Genomic DNA, 18,814 nt, shown 5'->3' on the forward strand with positions numbered 1-18,814 from the left:
TGCCGTCGACCTCCACCGCACCACCCTCGCCGACCGCGAACGCACCCTCGGCCCCGACCACCCCCACACCCTCCAAAGCCGTACCAACCTCGCCCTCACGGAAGCACGGTTGCGGCGCCAGAGGCGTTGGTGGCGCGGAGCCGAGTGACGGGTCCCCCCCCGCTGGGTGAACTTCCCTGCAGTGAAAGCACCTTGGGGTGATGCGGCCCGTCACGGAGAGCACACATGTTGTGGTCTTCGAGAGGGGCGGGACGCGATGCGCGTACGCCCCCCGGCGTGGCGACGGCCGCAATAGAGCAAGGGTGCGGCTCCTGTGAAGTGCGCTGGCGCCCAGGGGGCACGCCCTCGGAGTGGACGCATGGTGGCGGCGTTCAACCCTCAATCGAGACGTAATTCAGTCTGGACGTAATTCAGTTCCACCTACAGGGTGTGGCGCATGGACATTGAGGTGGAGCTTGAGAACTTTCTCGGCGAGAAGCGCGCGTTGATTGACGCCATCACCCGCGAGTTCCGCAGCGGTGAGCCCGCCAAGACGATCGCGTTGAGCGTCTCCCGGGCCTTCAGCCGTGACCAGGTGACGCAGTACCTGGGGGCGGTGGCGCTGCACGACTCGGCCCGTAAGGCCCTGCAGGAGGCGAACCTTGCTCACGCTTTCGACGTGCGGGTGACGGGGATCGACGCGCCCAGGGAAGCTCGTATCCTGATCGCCGCTGACCCCGCCGAGACGCCCGACTACGCAGATCTCCCGGCTCGTATCAGGGCCGCGTTCCGCGACTTCCACCTCACCTTGGACCTCACCAAGGACTTCCCCGTGGGGGAGGAGTTCCCCAGGGGGGAGCACGGCAGGGTCATCGACAGTTTCGTGGACGAGGTGCTGCTCGACTGCGAGCCTGTGCGCCTCATCAAGGCGACCCCGCGCACCTGACCACCCATCGCCCGCTTGAGGAGCTGTCGTGACCGCACCCGCCGCCACCGAGTACGGCATCGCATCCGAGTCTCACGCAGAGATCGAACCGCTGGAGACAAGCTCACGAGGACGGGCCGAGGTCATCCTGTCCGACAGCCGCACCACATGGCCTGACGTCTATCTCGTCGAACGCACCGACGACGACCCCTGGCAGCGCGTCATCCAATAGTGCTCATGGCCGGAACGGACGCAGCACGTTTCGCGTGAGACCGCCGTCAGGCAGTGAGTTCGTATCGCTCCTGACTAGAGGGGTAGAGACGGTGGTGCTCCGTCGCCGCCCTCACCCTCGCCCGGATACGGGCGGCGCTCACCGCAGCCGAGCAGCACGAAGCACGGCGTCAGCGGGTGGCCGCCGACCCGCTGCCGCCGCCGGAGCGGGTGGTCGAGGCACCCCGGTCCACCGGTGTGCCAACCGTCGTGCACGCCGCGACCTGCTTCGCCGCCCGCGGCACACCGGCCACCACCGATGCTGCCCGGCGCGCACTCGCCGACGGGCTGGAGGCATGTGCACCGTGCCGCCCCGACACCGCACCCGGGATTCCCGGGGAGGGGAATCCGCTCAGGTGCCGGTGTGAGCGACGGCGGCCCGGAACTCCTGGGTCATCAGCGGGACCGAGCCGCGCAGCACCGGGGCAGGACCGGGCTCGTCCCACATCTTGTGCAGGACCGCACTCATCCGCTCGTTCATCGCGGACTCGACCGCCTCCCGGTACTCCTCGGGGACGTCACGGGTGTCCTGGACGGCCACCAAGGTGCCGTGGGCAGTGCCGATCATCCCGACGGGGAACGTACGCCGTCGTCCTCGTCGACGGCCGCCCGCGGCGCTTCCTGCTGGCCGAGACCCTGCTGCACGACGGATCCTTCGGCGCCGAACGGGCCAACTACCTGTAGCTCCGCGGGGCCGGGAAGGTTTGTAGGCCGTCCCGGGCGGATATTTCGGTGCGCTCACAGGGTCGGCGAGGCCAGGAGGGCGTCGTGGACGGCGATACCCATGGCGAGGACGGTGTCGACCCAGGCGAGCTGGCCGGGGGTGACGCGGAGGCCGCAGTGCCCGGTGAGGTCGTTGCCGCATCCGGCGGCGACAGCGAAGCGAGCTTTTCCGGTGGCACCGCAAACTTCAGTTTGCGGCCAGATGCTCGACCGAGATTACTCGGTCGAGCATCTACGCCAGACCTAAACTCTCACTTACCTTCAAGTGGAGGGGAAGGCGGAAAAACTACCTCTGCGGCTGCCATTGGACACAACGGGGGCGAATGCCGCGTGTCACGAGGAACTCTTTGACGGCCTGCCGAACCAGGTGGAGAGGGATCTCCGAGTCCGCCTCGAAGTCCACATGGTGACCAGCGAAAGCATAGCCTACAAGCGGCTCGCTCCCACCCCCGCCCACGGTCACGAAAGTTCCGTCTTCATCGAGGTAGCTGACGAGTCCGACTTGACGCCTTGCATCTACTCCCACCGTGAGCATGTGATCATGGATAAGGCGCGATTCACGTTCGAGCGAATTCATCTGGGCCACGTTCCAGTCAGCTGGCCCGGCAAGGAGGGAGTCAATGAGTCTATCCGCCTCTTCAACCGAACTCAGCAGAATAGGATTCTCGCCATGCTCCGGCGCGTAACGCACCTCGGCAATTACTTTTTCACCCATTAGACACCCTTTCCGAAGTGAACTTAGCGATTTGCCATTCCCCATTTTCATCCTTCCAATGGACAGTAAGGGTCGGATGATCCTTGTATTTTCGCTCAGCGCGCAAGCGGCTTAGCAGAAAATCGAGCGCCGCCTGACAGCCATAGAATGGCATTGGGCAAGGGCCGTCCTCATGGTTGATCACCACGGTGCCGTGCACCACTTTATCCCGAGCCATTATTGCCACGTACTTCTGCTCCACGTGCTTGGAGCCAGGGGAAGTAGAGGTACCCGGCGTAGGCCTAGGTGCATCGGGTCGCTTCATCTGTCGATTCACCCAGTCGATGAGGGCTACATCTTTCTCGTACCACCCACTGGTGATGGAATGAGTTTCAGCCCTCGTCCCGTCTTCCCTCGTCCCCGAGGCCCTGCCATCCGTGGGGTTACCAAGGCGCGGGGGAACATCCTTCGCAAGTTCGTCTCGATCGCAGTTATGGACAAGGATCGGTGTCGACCCTGCCAGCACATAGTACGTGTGCAGATCACTGACTGTGAAATTGAAGGTACGTGCGCGACGCTCGGAAGGTACGTTCTTTCGAACGTTTACTTGCTTTCCTTCATCCGTCCTCAAGGACATCCCGGGTCGGAGGTCTGCGGCCTCGATCCAGGCTTTCCGGTTCGGTGACCAGAAGGGGTGCTCGTGTGTTGCTGTGAGCTTGCTCTCGCCATCGGGTGTTTCGATGGTGAGTTCGTTGAAGTGCTTGTCGTCTTCAGTGACGGTGAGGTCGGTTACCCGGCGGGCGCCGGTAGTGCCGCTGACCGGATCAGTGGCCAATACCTTCTCACCGAGTCCGATGTGCTCGATGTTCTTCGGCTGGCCATTGGCAAGGAGAACCTTGGTGCCTGCGGTGAAGCACTTCGTGCGGCACCCGATTCCCTGCTTCCTGTTGAAATCATCGATTTCATCAATGACGGAAGAAACACCCTTGATGATGCGCCGCGGCCGTTCCCATGGCGCCATCGCCGTTACGGCGTCTTTGCAGTTCTCAAAGTTGACGTCCTGGGCGCATTTGATGACATCCGTGATTCCAGTGATGGCACCATAGAACGCAAGGTTTGCGCGACCGTATGCCATTCCGTCAGGGATGGACATTTGAGGTGTCTGGCCGCTTGGGTCAGCGGCGCAGGAGAGCCAGCCGCCTTGCGGTTGCAGTAGGAAGGGCTGGCAGACACGATTTTCCTTCTGTCTTTGCTTCTCCTGCTGCTTCTTTATTTCATCTTCGTATGTCTTCTGCGCTGCCTGCATTTCGGCGTGCGCCTTGTCGATGGCGACGGTCCAGGCGTTTTCGGCTTCGGCCTTTGCCTCGATGGCGTTCTTGCCGGCGTCGAGGGCTTCGTCCTTCGCCCGGTCGGCGGCGAGATGCGCTTCGCCTGCTTTCTGGCTGGCGTAGTCCGCGGAGAACTTGGCCTGCTTGGCGGAAAACTCGGCTGCGTCGGCGTCGCGGTTGGCGGCGTCGGCGGCGGTACGGGCCACGGTGGCCGACTGCCGGGCGCGGGTTGCCGACTTCTCCGCGTTGTCCGCGGAAGTGTCGGCGGCCTTGGCGAACTCCTCGGCACGCAGGGACGACTTCCTGGCCTCACCTGCGGCCTTGTCGGCTTCGGCCTTGGCGTTGACAGCCAGTGCTGCGGCGCGGGCCGCTTCAAACGCGTTCTTCTGCGCGGTGGCGGATGCGCTTTCCGCGACGGAGATCAGCTGCTGCATCTGGTGGACGTGGGTGTCCGTCAGCTGGTCCTTGCGGTCGGCCATGTACTGGCCGCTCTGGATGAAGCTGTGGAGTGTCTCCGACGATCCGGACAGTGCGATCTTGGCTGCGGCCTGGAGCTCGGCGCCGCCGGTGCTGGCCAGCTGGGTGGCGGTGATGCGCTCGTCCAGCGTGCGGGCCTGGTACTGCCTGCTGGACAGAAAGAGGGCCAGCGCCTGGGGCGTACCGTCTTCCAGTGCGGCCAGGGCTGCTGCCTTGAGCCGGGTTCCGCCGGTGCTCGCGATCTGGGTGACGCGCAGGCGGTTGGCGGAGGAGGCAGCGGTGTGCTGGCCGTTCAGGTAGAACTCGGCGATGTCCTTCGCTGTGCCCTTGAGTGCGGTGGTTGCTGCGGCGCGGACGGGTTCGTCGGGGCTGGAGATGCGGAGTTCTTCCACCGCCTGGTGGATGTCGTCCTGTGCTGCTGCCTTGCGGCCGGTCTTCAGGTACTCCAGGACCTCGTCGTCGGTGGCAGCGAGCGCCATGGAGGCGGCAGTCTTGCTCCAAGAACCCCGGCTGGCCAGGATCTTCAGAGCGAGCTTGCGTCCCTGCAGGACGGTGGCCTTGACGTCGATGCCGGGCTTGGCCGCTTCGGCTCCGAGTCTGTCCGCTTCGCTGTCCAGGGCCTGGGAGTCGCGCAGCGTGTAGCCGACGGTGACGACGAAGTCATCGTCGACGGACTTGTCTTCTTCGGCCTCCGCGACGCTTGCGGCGGTGCGGGCGGTCAGGTCCTCGGCCTCGGTGGCACGTGCCACCTGAAAGACCTCGTTCGCCGCAGTCACGGCTGCCGCTGCTGCGGCCGCGGCGGTCTTCGCGATGGCGGCCTGCTTGGTGGCCTGGGCCGCCGCCGTAGAGGCTTCGCCGGCATGGGCGATGGCTTCGTCGGCTGCTATTGCGGCTTTGCTGGCGTGTTCCGCTGCCGAGCCGGCCGCATCGCGGGCCTGGAAGGCGGCGACGGCGGAGCGTTCCGCGAGCTTCGCGGAGGCGTCTGCTGCACGGTTGGCCTCGTTGGCATGACGCCGAGCATCGGCCGCGGCCTTGGTCGCCTTGCCCGACTGCGCCCCGGCCGCGGCGGCGAGCCGATCGGCCTCGTCGGCGGAGTCGGCTGCCTCCAGGGCGTCGAGGGCTGCGCCCTTCGCCGCCTGCGCGGCAGTCCCGGCCTGACGGGAAGCTTCTCCTGCTGCGCCGGCTGCCAGCTGAGCGGTCTTGGCGTCCTGGGCCGCCTGGTGGGCCTTGGCGGCCAGGCGCTTCGCCTCTTCGGTGGCGGCGGCATTGGTGGATACCCGGGCTGCTGCCTCGCTGGCCGCGGTGGCGGCGTCGGCGGCCCCTACGGCAGCGCTGGCCGCCTTGGCGGCCGCGGAGGCGGCGATGCGGGCGGCCTGGTTGGCGGCGTTCGAGGCGCCGATGGCCTGCCGGGCGGCGCTGGCGGCACCACGTGCGGCTTCTGCTGCCCGGTTTGCCGCGTTCGCGGCACGCCGGGCGTCCTTGCCCGCTGCGGCCGTCTCCGCCGCAGCGGTCTTGGCGGCCTGCTTGGCGAGCCCGGATGCGGTGACGGCCTTGGCGGAGGCTTCCTTGGTGAGGTCGCTGGCCCGTTTGGCCTGCTGTCCTGCCTGCTGGGCCTGCTTGACCAACTCCGCGATGGTCATGCGTTCCTGGTCGCGGGCGCGGGCCACGTGCTGGCCGACGTCGAGGAACTCGGTGACGTCGTGCGGGGTGCCTTCCAGGGCGACCCGGGCGGCTTCCTTGGTGGCGGGGCCGCCAAGGCTGGCGATCTGGACGACCTGTACGCGGTTGTCCATTTCCTGGGCCAGGAACTGGCCTTCTTCCAGGAACTTGCGGACTGCTTCGGGGCCGGCTTCCAGGGCGGTGCGGGCCTGGGCCTGGACGCGGGGACCGCCGGTGCTGGCGACCTGGGTGGCCTGCAGACGCTGGTCCTGCTCCAGGGGGGCTTTCCAGCCGTCCGTCAGGAACAGCTGCAGAGAGCCGGGTTCACCTTCGAGGGCTTTCCTGGCGGCCTCACGGATCGAGGGGCCGCCGACGCTGGCCATACGGACCGCGGAAAGCCGGTTGTCATGGGTGCGGGCAAGCTGCAGCTCGGCGTCGAGGAACTTGGTGACGTCCTGGTCGGACCCCAGCAGCGCGCTTTCGGCGGCCGCCTTCACGGCGGGACCGCCGGTGGTCCACAGCTGGACCACCCAGGACCGGTCGACCACGGGCGACTCGTCGACGGCCTCTGCCGCCGCCGCGGGCACGACGCCCAGCAGACCGGCCATGAGCGCGGCGGAGACCGACCCGACGGCGGCCTTCTGCAGGAGGCGTGACCGTCTGCGGGTCCGGTCGGCTGGAGGCGGAGACGAGGCTCCAGGTCCCCACAATTTTCGCATTCTTCTCACGACGGAATCCCATCTCGCGAAGTGTCTGGCCACGCGCAAGATTTCGTTTGGATCGATACATTAAGTCCGTTTTGGATCTTCACAGAAAACGCCAATCGAGGCGAAATGCACCGTTCCAGAAACATTGCACGCGGACATAACCGCAGGTCAGAGCGACACGGCGGCAATGTCGTGGGACTCTACACGCTCTTCACTTACGTGAAACTTAATGGCACCATCCGGTTTGCAGACCCACATCCATGGAAGAGGTCCCGTGATTTCTTTTGCTCGCAAAGTCCTTTTTGCCGGACTCGTCAGCTGTGCTATCGGCGGCATAGGACTCAGCTCGCTCGCAGCCGCACAGGAGGCCCCCAGCCCCGCGCCCAAGGCCCGGCAGGTGCCCGTCAGCGCCGCCGAGGCCCCCATGCCGCCGGCGGTCGAGGACTTCAGCTATCCCAACGCCGCACAGGTGCTGGCCGACCGGGGCATCAGCCTGAAGAAGGGCGACGGCCACCTCGCCCTGGTGGACTGCACGACCGCCTACGACATCCTCGTCGAGGCCGGGAAGGACATCGCCGACGGCAAGTTCTGCTTCAAGGCCTCCTCGGCCAGCGGCTACCTGACGATGGAACTGCCGGACGTCTTCGCCATCTTCACGAAGGACGCGCACTCGGTGCGCGCCAAGGTGACCGCCGAGGGCGAGACCACCACCGTCAACGTCCCCAAGAACGACTGGGAGCAGGTCGGCGAAGGCGACAGCAGCACCGGGAACAAGCCGTCCGTGCTCGTCGAGCTCCGCGTCACCAGCTGACCCCGCCCCGAGGCCACACCTCGGCGAACCTGCCCAACTGGGCACGCAAATCCGGCCGTCGGGCTGACGGCCAAGCCCTCGTGACACGTGCCAACGATGTGCCGGGGCCCAGTTCCACCGTCACGCCCCAGGGCTGTGACCACCAAGATGCGTAAGGAAGAAAGTGTCCAGAATGAGTAGCCGTACGGGCCTGCTGGCCGGGATCACGGCGAGCGTGGCAGTCGCGGGCATCGTAGCCAGCACCCCGGCAACCGCCCTGGAGGGCAGTCCTGCCGCGGCAAAGGCCTACCCCTTCGCCGCGCAGATCGACATCGGCGGCCAGCAGGGCTGCACGGGCGCGCTGGTCGACCCTCAGTGGGTCATCACGGCGAGCAGCTGCTTCGTCACGACTCCGGGCGGAGGCCTCGCGAACGGCCGTCCCGCGCTCAAGACGACGGTGCGCGTCGGCGGCTCCGACCTCGCGAGCAGCAGCGTGCAGACACGCGAGGTCGTGTACCTCAAGACGAGCGAGGACCGCAACGTCGTCCTCGCCAAGCTCTCCAACCGGGTGCAGGGCATCGCCCCCGTGAAGATCAGCTCCACCGCCCCGGTGGCGGGCGAGACCCTCAAGGCCGCCGGTTTCGGCCGTACCGCTGACGAGTGGGTGCCCGACTACCTGCACACCGGCGACTTCACCGTGGACTACGCGGACGGCGTCGCGCTCGGTCTCAAGGGCGTGGGCAAGTCCGTGCTGTGCAAGGGTGACACGGGCGGCCCGGCCTTCCGCGTGAAGGACGGCGTGCCGGAACTCGTCGGTGTCAACAGTCGTTCCTGGCAGGGCGGTTGCCTGGGCACGGACAAGGCCGAGACCCGGACCTCCGCTGTTGCCTCCCGGACCGACGACATCGGCGCGTGGGTGAAGGAGACCACCTTCCGGGTGCAGGACGACCTTACCCGTGACGGCATCGCCGACCTGGCCGCGGTCGTCGGCGACGACACCCTCCAGGTCTACCCGGGTGACAAGGCCAACGGCCTGTCGGGCAACCGCATCGCGCAGATCGGCGGCACTACCTGGAAGGGGCTGACCCGGTTCGCGAAGGGGGACTTCACCAACGACGGCATCGCCGACCTGGTGGCGATCTGGGCCGACGGCACCCTGCACCTGTACAAGGGGGACGGCGCAGGCAAGTTCGCCGCGCAGACGCCCATCACCTACGGGGGCACCACGTGGGGCCCCGTGAAGCACATCACCGCCGGTGACTTCGACGGTGACGGCAACGCCGACCTCATGGCCATCCTCGGCTCCAACGAGCTCCGGTTCTACCAGGGCGACGGCGAGGGCCAGATCGCGGCCGGCCGGCCCACTATGGGCGGCACCAGCTGGGACCGGGTGCGCAAGCTGACCTCGGGTGACTTCGACGGTGACGGCATCGCCGACCTCGCCACCCTCTGGGGCACCGACAACACCCTGCACATCTACAACGGCAACGGCGACGGAAGCGTCGTCGACAGCACCGTCGGCTACGGCACCACCACCTGGGGCGGCACTCGCCTCATCACCGCCGGTGACTACAACGGCGACGGCATCGCCGACCTCATGGCGGTCCGCAGCAGCGACGGCGGCATGTACCTGTACAAGGGCACCGGCAAGAGCGACGTCCTCGCCAGCACCAGGGTCGGCACCCTCAACTGGGCCAACGTCCGACAGATCGTGTAACTCGCTCCCCCGGGTGCAGGGCCAGCGCGCATGACCCCGCACCACCATGGGTGGCCGGCCAGGACGCATCGACCTGGCCGGCCACGTACGTGCCCCACGCTTCTCCCCGGACCATGCGCCTTCCCGTGCTGCTGCTCCCTCGCCGCCCTGAAAGCCGACGCAGTGGAGCAGCCGGTATGCGCTGGAGGCGACCAGGGCACGTGGGGCAGGGGGCGTTCGGGCGTAGCGGAGGGGACCGGGTCGCGGCGGGTGCAGAGGCTGCGGCGGTCGGCGGGCAGGCAGTGGGGGAGTGTCGGGTTCGCCTGCGGCCTGGGCGAGCAGGGTGCGGACACGGTGGGAGAAGTCGGGTCCGGGGACGGGGAGTTCGATGTCGGGCTGGCAGAGGTAGCCGGTGGCGACCGCGGTGGGGATGTATTGCATGAGCCGGTCCACGGCCGAGGAGTACGGGCGCCCGTCGGCCGCTTTCATCTCCGTACCGCCCGCCCCGAACCGGTGCGCAACCATGTGCAGCCGCGCCGTGTCTTCACCGGCATGACAGCCACCCCGAAACCTCGATCGGCCCCGGACGACCGGGAGTTGCGGTTGTGGAAGGTCGGCCGGACGCTGCTCCTGGCCTTCGCCGCCGCCGTGCTCGTCGCGGGCGGCATCTTCACCGCGCTGGTGGTGCTGCTCGACTTCACGACGCTCGACACCGGCACCAAGCTCGACGCGAAGACGCTGTTCGATCTGGTGAAGCTCTCCTTTGGGGTGGTCGCCGGTGCCGGTGCGCTCGTCGCCCTGGTCGTCGCCTACCGCCGCCAGCGCGTCGACGAAGCCGGTGCACACCGCGAGTCCACCCGCCTGCACACCGAACGCTTCTCCCAGGCCGTCGACAAACTCGGCTCCCCCTCCCCCGCCGTACGCCTGGGCGGCATCCACGCCCTGTCCGGCCTCGCCGACGACGCCCCCCGCCCCGAGCTGCGCCAGACCTGCATCGACGTCCTGTGCGCCTACCTCCGCCTGCCCTACCCGCCCGACCCCGGTAACCTGCCCGACCTCCAGCCCGACAACACCCCGCACACCGAGGAACAGCGCGAGGCACACCAGGCCAAGCAGGACCGGTTCCGCGAACTGCGCGAAGTACGGCACACGATCCTGCGCCTCATCGCAGACCACTACCGCCTCCCCGCCGAGGACGACCGCCGCTCCTGGCAGGGCTACAACCTCGACCTCACCGGCGTCACCATCGACCGCCCTGTGAACTTCGGCGGCGCGAGGTTCTCCGGCGGCATCGTGAACTTCGGCGGCGCGCGGTTCTCCAGCGGCATCGTGAACTTCGGCGGCGCGGAGTTCTCCGGCGGCATCGTGCACTTCACCGGCGCGCGGTTCTCGAGCGGCATCGTGCACTTCGGCGGCGCGGAGTTCTCCGGCGGCATCGTGAACTTCGGCGGCGCGCGGTTCTCCGGCGGCACCGTGAACTTCACCGTCGCGCAGTTCTCCGGCGGCACCGTGAACTTCGAGGGCGCGCAGTTCTCCGGCGGCACCGTGCACTTCAGCGGCGCGCGGTTCTCCGGCGGCACCGTGGACTTCGACGGCGCGCGGTTCTCTGGCAGCACCGTGGACTTCGACGGCGCGGGGTTCTCCGGCGGCACCGTGCACTTCGACAGGGCGCTGGGTACGGTTCCTCTCGGGCTTCTCGGCGCGCTGGGCCTCCCCGTTCCCGCGATGGTCGCCCTCCCTTCTCACTGGCAGCCCGGGGCTCCGTAGCACGGGCTTCTGGGCGGGGAGTGCAGGCGGGAAAGGCCAGCCCCCGATGCTCGCTGCCCTCGGGCGGAATGGGCGTCGGTCGTCATCCTGTGTCGACGCCCAGGACGCGCAGGGCCGCGGCCGCGCGCTCGATTTGTTCCGCTGCCTGCCGGGTTTCCCGGCGTGCGGTCAGCAGTGCGTCCCGTGTGCTGTTGAGCGCTGCGGGGTCGGCCTGGACGTCTTCGGGCTCGGGGAGGGCGGCGGTCATTGCCAGGGCGGCGCGGGCGGCGGCCAGGAGGTGAACGAGGGCCGGGACGTCTGCGGCGCCGTCTGCGCCGGTCGTGTCGGGGTCCGTTTCCCGGGTGGCGGTGTAGTCGTCGGCGAGGCGGTCGAGGCGGGCGTGCAGCAGGGTTGCCCAGACCAGGGCGATGCCCGCGTCGACGTCGTCCTCGTGCAGCACGTGGGCCAGCGAGAGCTGGATGCCCAGAAGGTAGGCGTCGCGGGCCTCTTCGGCCTCCAGGCGGTCGGCGTCGTCCTGCAACGCGGACTCCACGCAGTAGAGCAGCAGTCCCAGCCCGGCCGTCCGGGGCACGGTTACGTTCTCCGACATCGGGATGCCGAGCACGCGCAGGCAGCCGTGGACCTGCGCGAGGGTGAACGGTCGGGGAGTCTCCATGGGTTCGCCTTTCCCCGGGGGCACTCCTTCCAGCGTCCCACCTCCGGGTGGTCCGACAGGCCGTTTCCCTGAGGAGAGCTGGCGGCACCGCTAGCATCAACTCCCCGTCGAAGGATGCGAGTTCACGTGCCCCAGCCCACCCGCCGGACCCCTGACACCACCAGGGCCCGCCAGGCCCTGCACCGTGCGCTGCGTCTCCTGGACGACCACGACAATCCCGAGGCTCTCGCCGAGGCCCGCACGGCGGCGCAGGAGGCTGCCGACACGGTGCCGTATCCGTGGCGGGCCCGGTCCTGCGCCCAGTACCGGCGCAACGCCCGGGAGGACACGTGCCGCGAGCGCACCTGTACCCGGTGTGCCGCGTTCAGGGCGGGCGAGCCCATGCCCGCCGACGACTACTAGACGCCATGGAACGAGGCCGGCCATGAAACGAGGAGCACGACCTGGACGGGCACTTCGCCGGGTGCGGGCCCGGCGGTCCGCCGCACCGGCCGGGCCTGTCCGGCGCTGCGCGGTGCCGTGGCGTGGGTGCCCCGAGCACGGGGCGGTCCTTTACGGCCACGACGGACGCGAGGTGTGCGGCGAGTGCCACCGGTCGTGGCCGCTGGGCTGGGGCAGCCTGCCCTGCGACGAGACCGCCACCCACGTCATGCTCTACCAGGCGGTCGACACGCAGCGCGCCGAGCTGTGCACGACCCACGCCCAGGTGGCCCGCCGGACACTGACCGACGAACCCTTCATCATGCTTCTGCTCACGTGACCCGGCGCGAGGTCACGGGCCGGTGGTCCCTCACGGCCGCGCCGAGGGCTGCGAGAACGCCCGCCGCCTGAGTACCCGTGCCATATCTCCATGGGTCTCGGAGGCCGGGCTCGGTGGGAGGGCTTCACCCCAGCACGGGCAACGGCGGCCCAGCGGGCCCATACGGCTACTTGGCCAGACAGTCCATGAGTTCCTTGCGGGCTTCCCCCAGCTTGGCCGGAGCGCCCTTGGTGGCCTTGGCGTTTGCCTTGCGCACTGTGTCCGTGGCCTTGGCCCGTTCCTCCTTGGTGGCGGCATCGAGGTCCTTGGCTGCTGTACCCAAGGCCTTATCGAGGCGCAGAAGGTCCCGAAGGGAGTCGCCTGTGAATTTCTTGGATTCAACTGCCTTCTCGACCAGCTTGTGGAGGTCGTCGGCGACCGCGAGGAAGGCCCTGGCCGCGTCTTCTCCAGCTGTGCCTGCCGCAACTTTCGCGGTCTTGGCGGCCTCGGCCATCATCTTCGCGTCCAGACCCTGGAGCTTCTCCACGGCTTTTTCGTTTTTGAGATCGTTCATGAGTACCCGGCGGAGGCCGCCGGCCTGACTGACCGTCTGACGGGTCGGCTCCTTGTATGCGTTGGCCTTGTCGCGGGCTTCGGCTGCGGCGACCGCCAGCTGCTTCGCCTCCGTCACACCGTCCTCGGCCTGGTAGACCTTCAGCAGGTCACCCGCACACGGGAACGGTTCGGCCGCCGCGGCTGCGGCAACGGGGCCAGCCAACATCCCCGCGCAGACGACAGTGCAGGCGAGAACGCGATGAAAACGGGTGCGATGCACGAGAAGCTCCTCGGGTCGGATCGATGCGCGCCTGCTGGGCGCACTACGAGGAAGTACCCGCAACCGCACACAGCGCCGGACCCCTCACCCGAACGGCAGGCACCCATTCCCTGACACCGATAAGGATCAGCACCCCTCCCTGGCGGCGCTGGCAGGCAGTATTGGCACAGCCCCTGAGGGCGTGTAGCGGCCAGCCTGAGCGGAGCAGAGCGCGCACCCAAGCGCCTTGCTGCACCCCGCTTCGCCCGACCTCCGGGGCCGTCTAACGGTCCTGCTCGTGAGGCGGACACCGGTCTCCCCGGTGGTGCCCGCTGCCGTTCATGAGGGAGTGAAGCGCCCCCGACATGACCAGGGACACCCCGCCGGTAATCCAGGACAGGACTCCACCGGTGAGCAGCAACCCGGTGAGCACAGGTCCGTTCGGCAGGGTCCCGGCCAGAATGAGGAGGCAGACCCCCAGCAGGAGCCCCACCAGCGCGGTACGCGGCACCATCGGGCCTGGCGGCGGGGCGTCGACCATCTCGCGCACGATCTCCGCCTGCCGCTCCCGGAACTGCGCTTCACTCAGCTCCCGTGCCGACCAGCCCTGCGGATCACACCCGCGCAGGCGGGGTTCGCGACGACCCAAGTCCTCCAGGACCCCGGGCAATAGCGCATCCGGCAGGACGTCCCGAGCGACGCCCCTGGACTCTGACACACCGGCATACACCAGCTCAGCGGAGTACCTCACCTCCCATGCCCAGTACGTGACCGTCTCAGCGCTCACGGGCGCCGCTCCGGCTCCGGGCGGCGGTGAGGGCAGTACGGGCGGTGCGGGTCGGGTAGCCGAGCTGCGCCGAGACGTCGGCCGCGGTGGTGTCCGGGTCGGCGTCGAGGAGCGCGGCGACGGCGTCGGCGCGCCGTGCGGCGAGCGCGCGGATGGCGGCGCGCAGGCGGATCTCCTCGCGCGGCAGGAGGTCCCCGGTCCCGCGCGGCCGACCTCCGTTGGCCCGCTTGCCCGCGTCCCCAAGGCGGGCCGCTTCCCACCACTGGATCACATGGCGGGGCCAGTGGTCGACGCCTCCGACTTCGCGGCGGGCGGCGCGGCAGGTCCGCAGCCTCGCGCGTGTACCTGTCCGACACCCGTACGGCAACGGGCGGGGAGAGGGACGCCGCCGCCTCCTGGCGGTCGAGGGGGTCGGGTCGCGACGGCGGGTGCAGCCGCCGCCAGGAGAAGGACGGCGGCGGGTACGCAGGCGCATGGGAGGTGGGCTCCTCGGGGCCGAACGGGTGCTTGGCCCTGGCCAACCCACAGCGGAAGACGGCGTCACGGTCTGCGGCGGCGGATCATCCCAACGAGTCGCTACGTGCCGAGGTGGACAGCGCGCGCACCTCCGGCGCAACGCGTCCGGGGGCTCCGGCCGCAACCGACCCCTTCACGCCGGACTGATCATCATGATTTCTCCCCGCCCGGGTGAACTCCCCTATCGTGCAAGCGACTTGGGGCGGCGCGGCCCGTTACGAAGAGCACACATGTTGTGATCTTCGAGAGGGGCGGGACGCAATGCGCGTACGCACACTGACAACCCTGGCGGCAGCGACGGCCGCACTGGCGGCACTCCTGACTCCCGGCGCCCAGGCCGCCGCCGGGCCCGCCGCGAACCCGCACGGCGCCCCCGGCGACATTCTGGTGATGCCGGTGCAGGACGTCCTGAAGGCTCTGCCCGTGGCGGCCGAGGACCGCACCGGGTACGAGCGGACGAAGTTCAAGCACTGGGTGGACGTCGACAAGAACGGCTGCAACACCCGGTCGGAGGTGTTGCTTGCCGAGGCGTTCGTGCCGCCGGAGAAGGGCGCGAAGTGCAAGTTGGTCGGGGGTGAGTGGTGGTCGCTGTACGACAACACCTACGTCGGCGACGCGGGCAAGATCGACATCGACCACACCGTGCCCCTCGCCGAGGCCTGGGACTCCGGAGCCTCCGCCTGGACCGCCGAGCAGCGCCAGGCATACGCCAACGACCTCGGCGACGACCGCTCCCTGATCGCCGTGTCCGCGACGACGAACCGGGCCAAGGGCGACAAGGACCCCACCACCTGGATGCCGCCGTCCGAGGCCGCGCACTGCGCCTACCTGACCAACTGGGCGGCGACCAAACTGCGCTGGGGACTCACCGTCGACCCCGCCGAGGCCAACGCCCTCGCCCAGATCGGCGTCACCTGTTCCAACCCCCCAGTCAAGGTCACCCTCGCCCGCTGACGGGCCCCCTGCTGTGCCCGCCCCGGACCCTTCCGTGGCGGGCACAGCCGTGCCTGGGGTGCGGAGACCGCACCCGTCAGACCGACGCGCTGTCGGCCTCTTTGCCCGTCAGCGGGACGACAGGGGTCCAGTCCAGCGACGCGCCCGTGGTGTAGACGCGGATACCGGGCCGCTTGGTCCACCGGTTGAACTGGCGGTGTCCCCCCTCCTCGCAGACACGTGCGATCTCGCTGCCGCCGCCCAGGGTGGTGCTCCCCATCCGCGTGGTGACCGCCTCCAGTACCGAGCAGCCCGAAGACCGACCCTTGCGCACCTCGCCCTTCAGGCGGAAGCCGCCCCGCTCCCGCGTGACGTTCACACTGGCCCCTGCCGCACCTGAGTCCAGGTCGAGGCGCTGTGGCCCGGCCGCCCGGGTACCTGCGTTCGCCGACAGCGGGGCCAGCACAGCCAGCGCCACCAGGCCACTGATGATCAGTCGTCGCATGCCCCTTACCCCCGTCCCGTCAGCCGGACGTACCCGCTGTCGTCGTCCGGAGCATGCGGCACGTCCTCCCACAGCACCACCGCTTCGCGTTCCGTCCACCGTGACAGCGTCGTCGTCCCGTGCGCGCAGGCCCGCTTGAGCTCGCTCGCCCCGCCGAACGGCAGCCCCAGATGCGGGTTCACCGCATCCAGCCGCAGACAGTAGAGCCCGTCCTTGTAGATCGCCCCGCGCACCCGGAAGCCTCTCCCTTCCTTCGTCACGTTCAGTTCGGCACTTCCCCCGGGGACCCTGAGATCGATCATTTGGGGGGACACAGCCGCGGGCGCCGCAGCGTCCGCCGACACGGCAGGCAGGAGAGCGGCGACAGCCGCCATTCCACACATGATCATTCGTCGCATAGCCCTCCAACTCCCCCGTCCGACGGGCACGTTACGGGTATCCCCTCATGATCACCCCGACGAGGACACCGCACCGCCCCGCCGAGCGCCCCGGCACACACCTCGCAGGCCGACGCCACCGGGTCCACCCGCAGCAGGTCGAGCGCCTGCCCGGTGTCGATGACGGCCCCGGTCGTCTCCCTGCCGATCACCCAGCGCCCCGGCACGTGCAGGCGCATTCCCCGCCCGCCGCGCGTGCCCAGCGACGCCAGGTGCGGCGGCCGCCGCACCAGCTCCGCGATCCACCCCGGCCCCCGGACGCACCCGGGGGCCGGGGACATCCATTCCGGCGGCCTGGACCTCGATGTCGTCGCGGCCGGTGCGGACAGTGCTGCCCCAGACGTCCAGCGCGACGCGGGCCACCCACCGGCCGCCGTCGGTCTGCCGCCACCGGATCAGCCGGGCCCGCACCACCCCGGCCTGACCGGGCAGGACCACCTCCAGCAGCGGCAGCACGGGGCGGGCCGACGACGCAGGCGCGGCGTCGGCCCGGTGCCGCCGCCCGGTGGGCCGATCCTCCCCAGAATCGAACATGTGCACGATATGGGCAAGTGGATCACCGCTCGGGCACCTCCCCCTGTGGCGTCCCGGCGGCCTCCCCCCGCCCCCGGGCCCCTGCGGGTGGGCAGGCAGGGTCCCGGGGGGTGAAGACGGCGCCGCGCCCTTCCGCCAGGGTGAGGAGCACGTCGCGGGCGGCCTGGCAGTCGCCCGCCGCGCGGTGGCTTCCGCCGAGCCGCAGCCAGCGGTCTGAGCCGAGCCACTTCGCGTACGCGTCCATCAGACACCACCAGGAGCCCGTCTCCAGGTGCATCGGCTTGCGCTTCGCCCGGCGGACGTCCCCGAGGACGACGGTGCGGTCGAAGTCGGCGTTGTAGGCGCAGATGACGCGGTCACGGGTGACCTTCCGCAGCTTCGGGAGGATCTTCTCGAAGGGGCAGGCGTCGGCGACGTCGGCGTCCGCGATGCCGTGCACCCAGTACGCGCCCGGCTCGATGGGCACGGTGGGCCTCACGAGGGTGTCCAGCAGGGGCGTGCCGGTGGCCGCGTCGATGACCGCGATCTCGACGGTCTGCCCGTACAGATCGGTGGTCTCGGTGTCCAGGACGACGGCCGCGCCGGGCTCCAGCAGCTCCCGGGCCCGGCGGGTGATCCGCCCCCAGACGGGGCACAGGGTGATCTCCTGGGCGTACGTGCCCGCCTCCGGATCGGCGGCGAGTTCGGCGCCCACCTGCGCCGCCGTCGGCCTGCCGTTCGTGCGCTGCCAGTCGAGTTCCCAGCCTCCGGAGTACGGGCTGGACCAGGCCCACACCGTCACCTGGTGGCGGTCCGCGAGACGCTGCGCGAACCCCTTCACGGCGGCGGCCCGGGTGGGGGCGAGGCGGGCGTACTCGCGCAGCGGGGACGGGGCCCTCCTGGGCAGGCCGCGGGCGGCCTCCCAGTCGACGCCGGGCATGTCCAGCAGGTCGCGGACCTCGCCGAGCCGGTACAGGCACACCGTGACCGTCCGGGTGCGGCCGACCGCTTTCTCGTAGGTCTCCGCCGGGGTGATCCACCCCGCCGCCTCCACGTACTTCCAGTCCGTCGGCCGGATCTCCAGGACGTCGCGGGCGGCGGCCTGCGCGGTGACGTACTGCTCGCCGTCCGCCTCCTCGGCAAGCCGGTCGAGATCGGCGATCAGGTAGCGGTCACCGCGCCCGGTGGTGATCCGCCCCTCCTCGCCCATCCGGGCCAGATCGCCCCAGTGCCAGCCGATCCGCTCCGCCGCCGCGTCGCGCGGCAGGCTCACCTCCTCCCACGCCACCCGATCCGCCACCACCGCGCGCACCACGGCCACGTCCAGGGCGAGCGCGACCCCGGTCGAGTACATCGGCCACCCCTTGTAGCTGCCGACTTCCGCCAGGTGCTCCCGCTCCACCAGCACCGCGACATCGGCAGCGGTCACCGGCTCCTCCGTGTGCTCCACCAGGAGATCCGCGATCCGGCGCGCCCCTAGGGCCTCCGGCACCTGCCACTCCCGCACCCTGGAGCCGGTCTCCTGCGTGCCCGCCAGGGGGGCTGCGTCCGTCGTGCTCGTGGTCGTGGTCATCGGTTCGTCCTTCCGTTCGGCCCGCCCGATCGGGCGGTGCATGAAAAGTGCAGTTACATTCTGAAATCTGTCAATACCCCATGCTTCAGGGAGAGTTAAGGCGATACACCCCTTCTGCGCTCGCGTGCGCGAGCCGGAATTCGCTCCCGTGGGGGACGCGGATCGTTCGGCTGCCTTCGGGCCGTCGCGCCTCGTACCGTGCGAAGCAGTGACGCCCCGGACGCAGGATCTGAAGGCGTCGAGTCCGAGGACGACGGTTCGGCCGTGGCGGCGATGGGGGAGACGCTGGCCTTGTGCTGCAACACCGTGCGCCCGTTCCTGTCCCTG

19 protein-coding genes and 1 pseudogene are annotated in these 18,814 nt (G+C 69.2%); 10 read left to right on the top strand and 10 right to left on the bottom strand.

The features are described 5' to 3' along the window. The 4 genes and pseudogenes from ACIO3O_RS41760 to ACIO3O_RS41775 all read left to right on the top strand — a co-directional run. A partial coding sequence (locus ACIO3O_RS41760) for a tetratricopeptide repeat protein (protein ID WP_401756040.1) occupies positions 1 to 148 on the top strand: 148 nt, incomplete at its 5' end. Positions 149 to 436: 288 nt separating this feature from the next. Beyond that, positions 437 to 925 (top strand): hypothetical protein, encoded by a 489-nt coding sequence (locus tag ACIO3O_RS41765; protein WP_401755943.1) that lies wholly within the window; start codon positions 437 to 439, stop codon positions 923 to 925. Positions 926 to 953: 28 nt separating this feature from the next. After that, positions 954 to 1,136, top strand: a complete 183-nt coding sequence (locus ACIO3O_RS41770) for a hypothetical protein (RefSeq protein ID WP_401755946.1) — start codon at positions 954 to 956, stop codon at positions 1,134 to 1,136. Positions 1,137 to 1,345: 209 nt separating this feature from the next. Continuing rightward, positions 1,346 to 1,486: pseudogene (locus ACIO3O_RS41775) on the top strand (DUF6233 domain-containing protein); the annotation flags it as partial. Positions 1,487 to 1,526: 40 nt separating this feature from the next. Here ACIO3O_RS41775 and ACIO3O_RS41780 read toward each other — a convergent pair. From ACIO3O_RS41780 to ACIO3O_RS41790, 3 genes are all read right to left on the bottom strand, one after another. Beyond that, positions 1,527 to 1,742 (bottom strand): hypothetical protein, encoded by a 216-nt coding sequence (locus tag ACIO3O_RS41780; RefSeq protein WP_401756043.1) that lies wholly within the window; start codon positions 1,740 to 1,742, stop codon positions 1,527 to 1,529. A gap of 441 nt (positions 1,743 to 2,183) precedes the next feature. Then, positions 2,184 to 2,612, bottom strand: coding sequence for an Imm1 family immunity protein (locus ACIO3O_RS41785; protein WP_401755949.1), 429 nt, complete (start codon positions 2,610 to 2,612; stop codon positions 2,184 to 2,186). Beyond that, entirely contained in the window at positions 2,605 to 6,663 is a 4,059-nt protein-coding gene (locus tag ACIO3O_RS41790; protein WP_401755951.1) for a polymorphic toxin-type HINT domain-containing protein, read from the bottom strand. Before ACIO3O_RS41790 ends, ACIO3O_RS41785 begins: the two co-directional genes overlap by 8 nt. A 373-nt stretch (positions 6,664 to 7,036) precedes the next feature. On the opposite strand from ACIO3O_RS41790, the gene ACIO3O_RS41795 reads away from it, so the two are divergent. The 3 genes from ACIO3O_RS41795 (at position 7,037) to ACIO3O_RS41805 (ending at position 11,015) form a co-directional block, all read left to right on the top strand. Further along, positions 7,037 to 7,573 carry a hypothetical protein gene (locus ACIO3O_RS41795; RefSeq protein WP_401755953.1) on the top strand — a complete coding sequence of 179 codons (537 nt, stop codon included), beginning with the start codon at positions 7,037 to 7,039 and terminating at the stop codon, positions 7,571 to 7,573. Positions 7,574 to 7,745: 172 nt separating this feature from the next. Then, positions 7,746 to 9,269, top strand: coding sequence for an FG-GAP-like repeat-containing protein (locus ACIO3O_RS41800; protein ID WP_401755955.1), 1,524 nt, complete (start codon positions 7,746 to 7,748; stop codon positions 9,267 to 9,269). A gap of 531 nt (positions 9,270 to 9,800) precedes the next feature. After that, the gene (locus ACIO3O_RS41805; protein ID WP_401755958.1) at positions 9,801 to 11,015 is read left to right on the top strand and encodes a pentapeptide repeat-containing protein; all 1,215 of its coding nucleotides are present in this window, start codon (positions 9,801 to 9,803) and stop codon (positions 11,013 to 11,015) included. Positions 11,016 to 11,097: 82 nt separating this feature from the next. Here the strand turns inward: ACIO3O_RS41805 and ACIO3O_RS41810 are convergent, their stop codons facing one another. Then, on the bottom strand, positions 11,098 to 11,670 hold the full coding sequence (locus tag ACIO3O_RS41810; RefSeq protein ID WP_401755961.1) for a hypothetical protein: 573 nt from the start codon (positions 11,668 to 11,670) through the stop codon (positions 11,098 to 11,100). Positions 11,671 to 11,796: 126 nt separating this feature from the next. Here ACIO3O_RS41810 and ACIO3O_RS41815 point away from each other — a divergent pair, with 126 nt between their 5' ends. Both ACIO3O_RS41815 and ACIO3O_RS41820 read left to right on the top strand, forming a co-directional pair. Continuing rightward, on the top strand, positions 11,797 to 12,072 hold the full coding sequence (locus ACIO3O_RS41815; protein WP_401755963.1) for a hypothetical protein: 276 nt from the start codon (positions 11,797 to 11,799) through the stop codon (positions 12,070 to 12,072). A gap of 172 nt (positions 12,073 to 12,244) precedes the next feature. Next, complete coding sequence (locus ACIO3O_RS41820) at positions 12,245 to 12,430, top strand: hypothetical protein (protein WP_401755966.1); 186 nt, start codon at positions 12,245 to 12,247, stop codon at positions 12,428 to 12,430. Between the two features lie 166 nt (positions 12,431 to 12,596). Here the strand turns inward: ACIO3O_RS41820 and ACIO3O_RS41825 are convergent, their stop codons facing one another. The 3 genes from ACIO3O_RS41825 to ACIO3O_RS41835 form a co-directional block, all read right to left on the bottom strand. Then, positions 12,597 to 13,244 (bottom strand): hypothetical protein, encoded by a 648-nt coding sequence (locus tag ACIO3O_RS41825; protein ID WP_401755969.1) that lies wholly within the window; start codon positions 13,242 to 13,244, stop codon positions 12,597 to 12,599. 262 nt (positions 13,245 to 13,506) lie between these two features. Beyond that, a complete protein-coding gene (locus tag ACIO3O_RS41830) occupies positions 13,507 to 13,941 on the bottom strand; it encodes a hypothetical protein (protein WP_401755972.1) in 435 nt (144 codons plus the stop codon). A 58-nt stretch (positions 13,942 to 13,999) separates the two neighbouring features. Then, entirely contained in the window at positions 14,000 to 14,281 is a 282-nt protein-coding gene (locus tag ACIO3O_RS41835) for a hypothetical protein (protein WP_401755975.1), read from the bottom strand. 506 nt (positions 14,282 to 14,787) lie between these two features. Between ACIO3O_RS41835 and ACIO3O_RS41840 the strand changes: the two genes are divergently transcribed. Then, positions 14,788 to 15,480, top strand: a complete 693-nt coding sequence (locus ACIO3O_RS41840) for an HNH endonuclease family protein (RefSeq protein ID WP_401755978.1) — start codon at positions 14,788 to 14,790, stop codon at positions 15,478 to 15,480. A 76-nt stretch (positions 15,481 to 15,556) separates the two neighbouring features. On the opposite strand, the gene ACIO3O_RS41845 is transcribed toward ACIO3O_RS41840, so the two are convergent. The 3 genes from ACIO3O_RS41845 to ACIO3O_RS41855 all read right to left on the bottom strand — a co-directional run bounded on the left by ACIO3O_RS41845 (position 15,557) and on the right by ACIO3O_RS41855 (position 18,487). Then, positions 15,557 to 15,964: a hypothetical protein gene (locus tag ACIO3O_RS41845; protein ID WP_401755981.1), complete on the bottom strand. Its 408-nt coding sequence runs from the start codon at positions 15,962 to 15,964 to the stop codon at positions 15,557 to 15,559. 5 nt (positions 15,965 to 15,969) lie between these two features. Continuing rightward, positions 15,970 to 16,224, bottom strand: a complete 255-nt coding sequence (locus ACIO3O_RS41850; RefSeq protein ID WP_401755984.1) for a hypothetical protein — start codon at positions 16,222 to 16,224, stop codon at positions 15,970 to 15,972. 733 nt (positions 16,225 to 16,957) lie between these two features. Next, positions 16,958 to 18,487: a 3'-5' exonuclease gene (locus ACIO3O_RS41855; RefSeq protein WP_401755987.1), complete on the bottom strand. Its 1,530-nt coding sequence runs from the start codon at positions 18,485 to 18,487 to the stop codon at positions 16,958 to 16,960. Between the last annotated feature and the right edge of the window lie 327 nt (positions 18,488 to 18,814).

The organism is Streptomyces sp. NPDC087440 (assembly GCF_044744005.1).
Classification (GTDB): domain Bacteria; phylum Actinomycetota; class Actinomycetes; order Streptomycetales; family Streptomycetaceae; genus Streptomyces.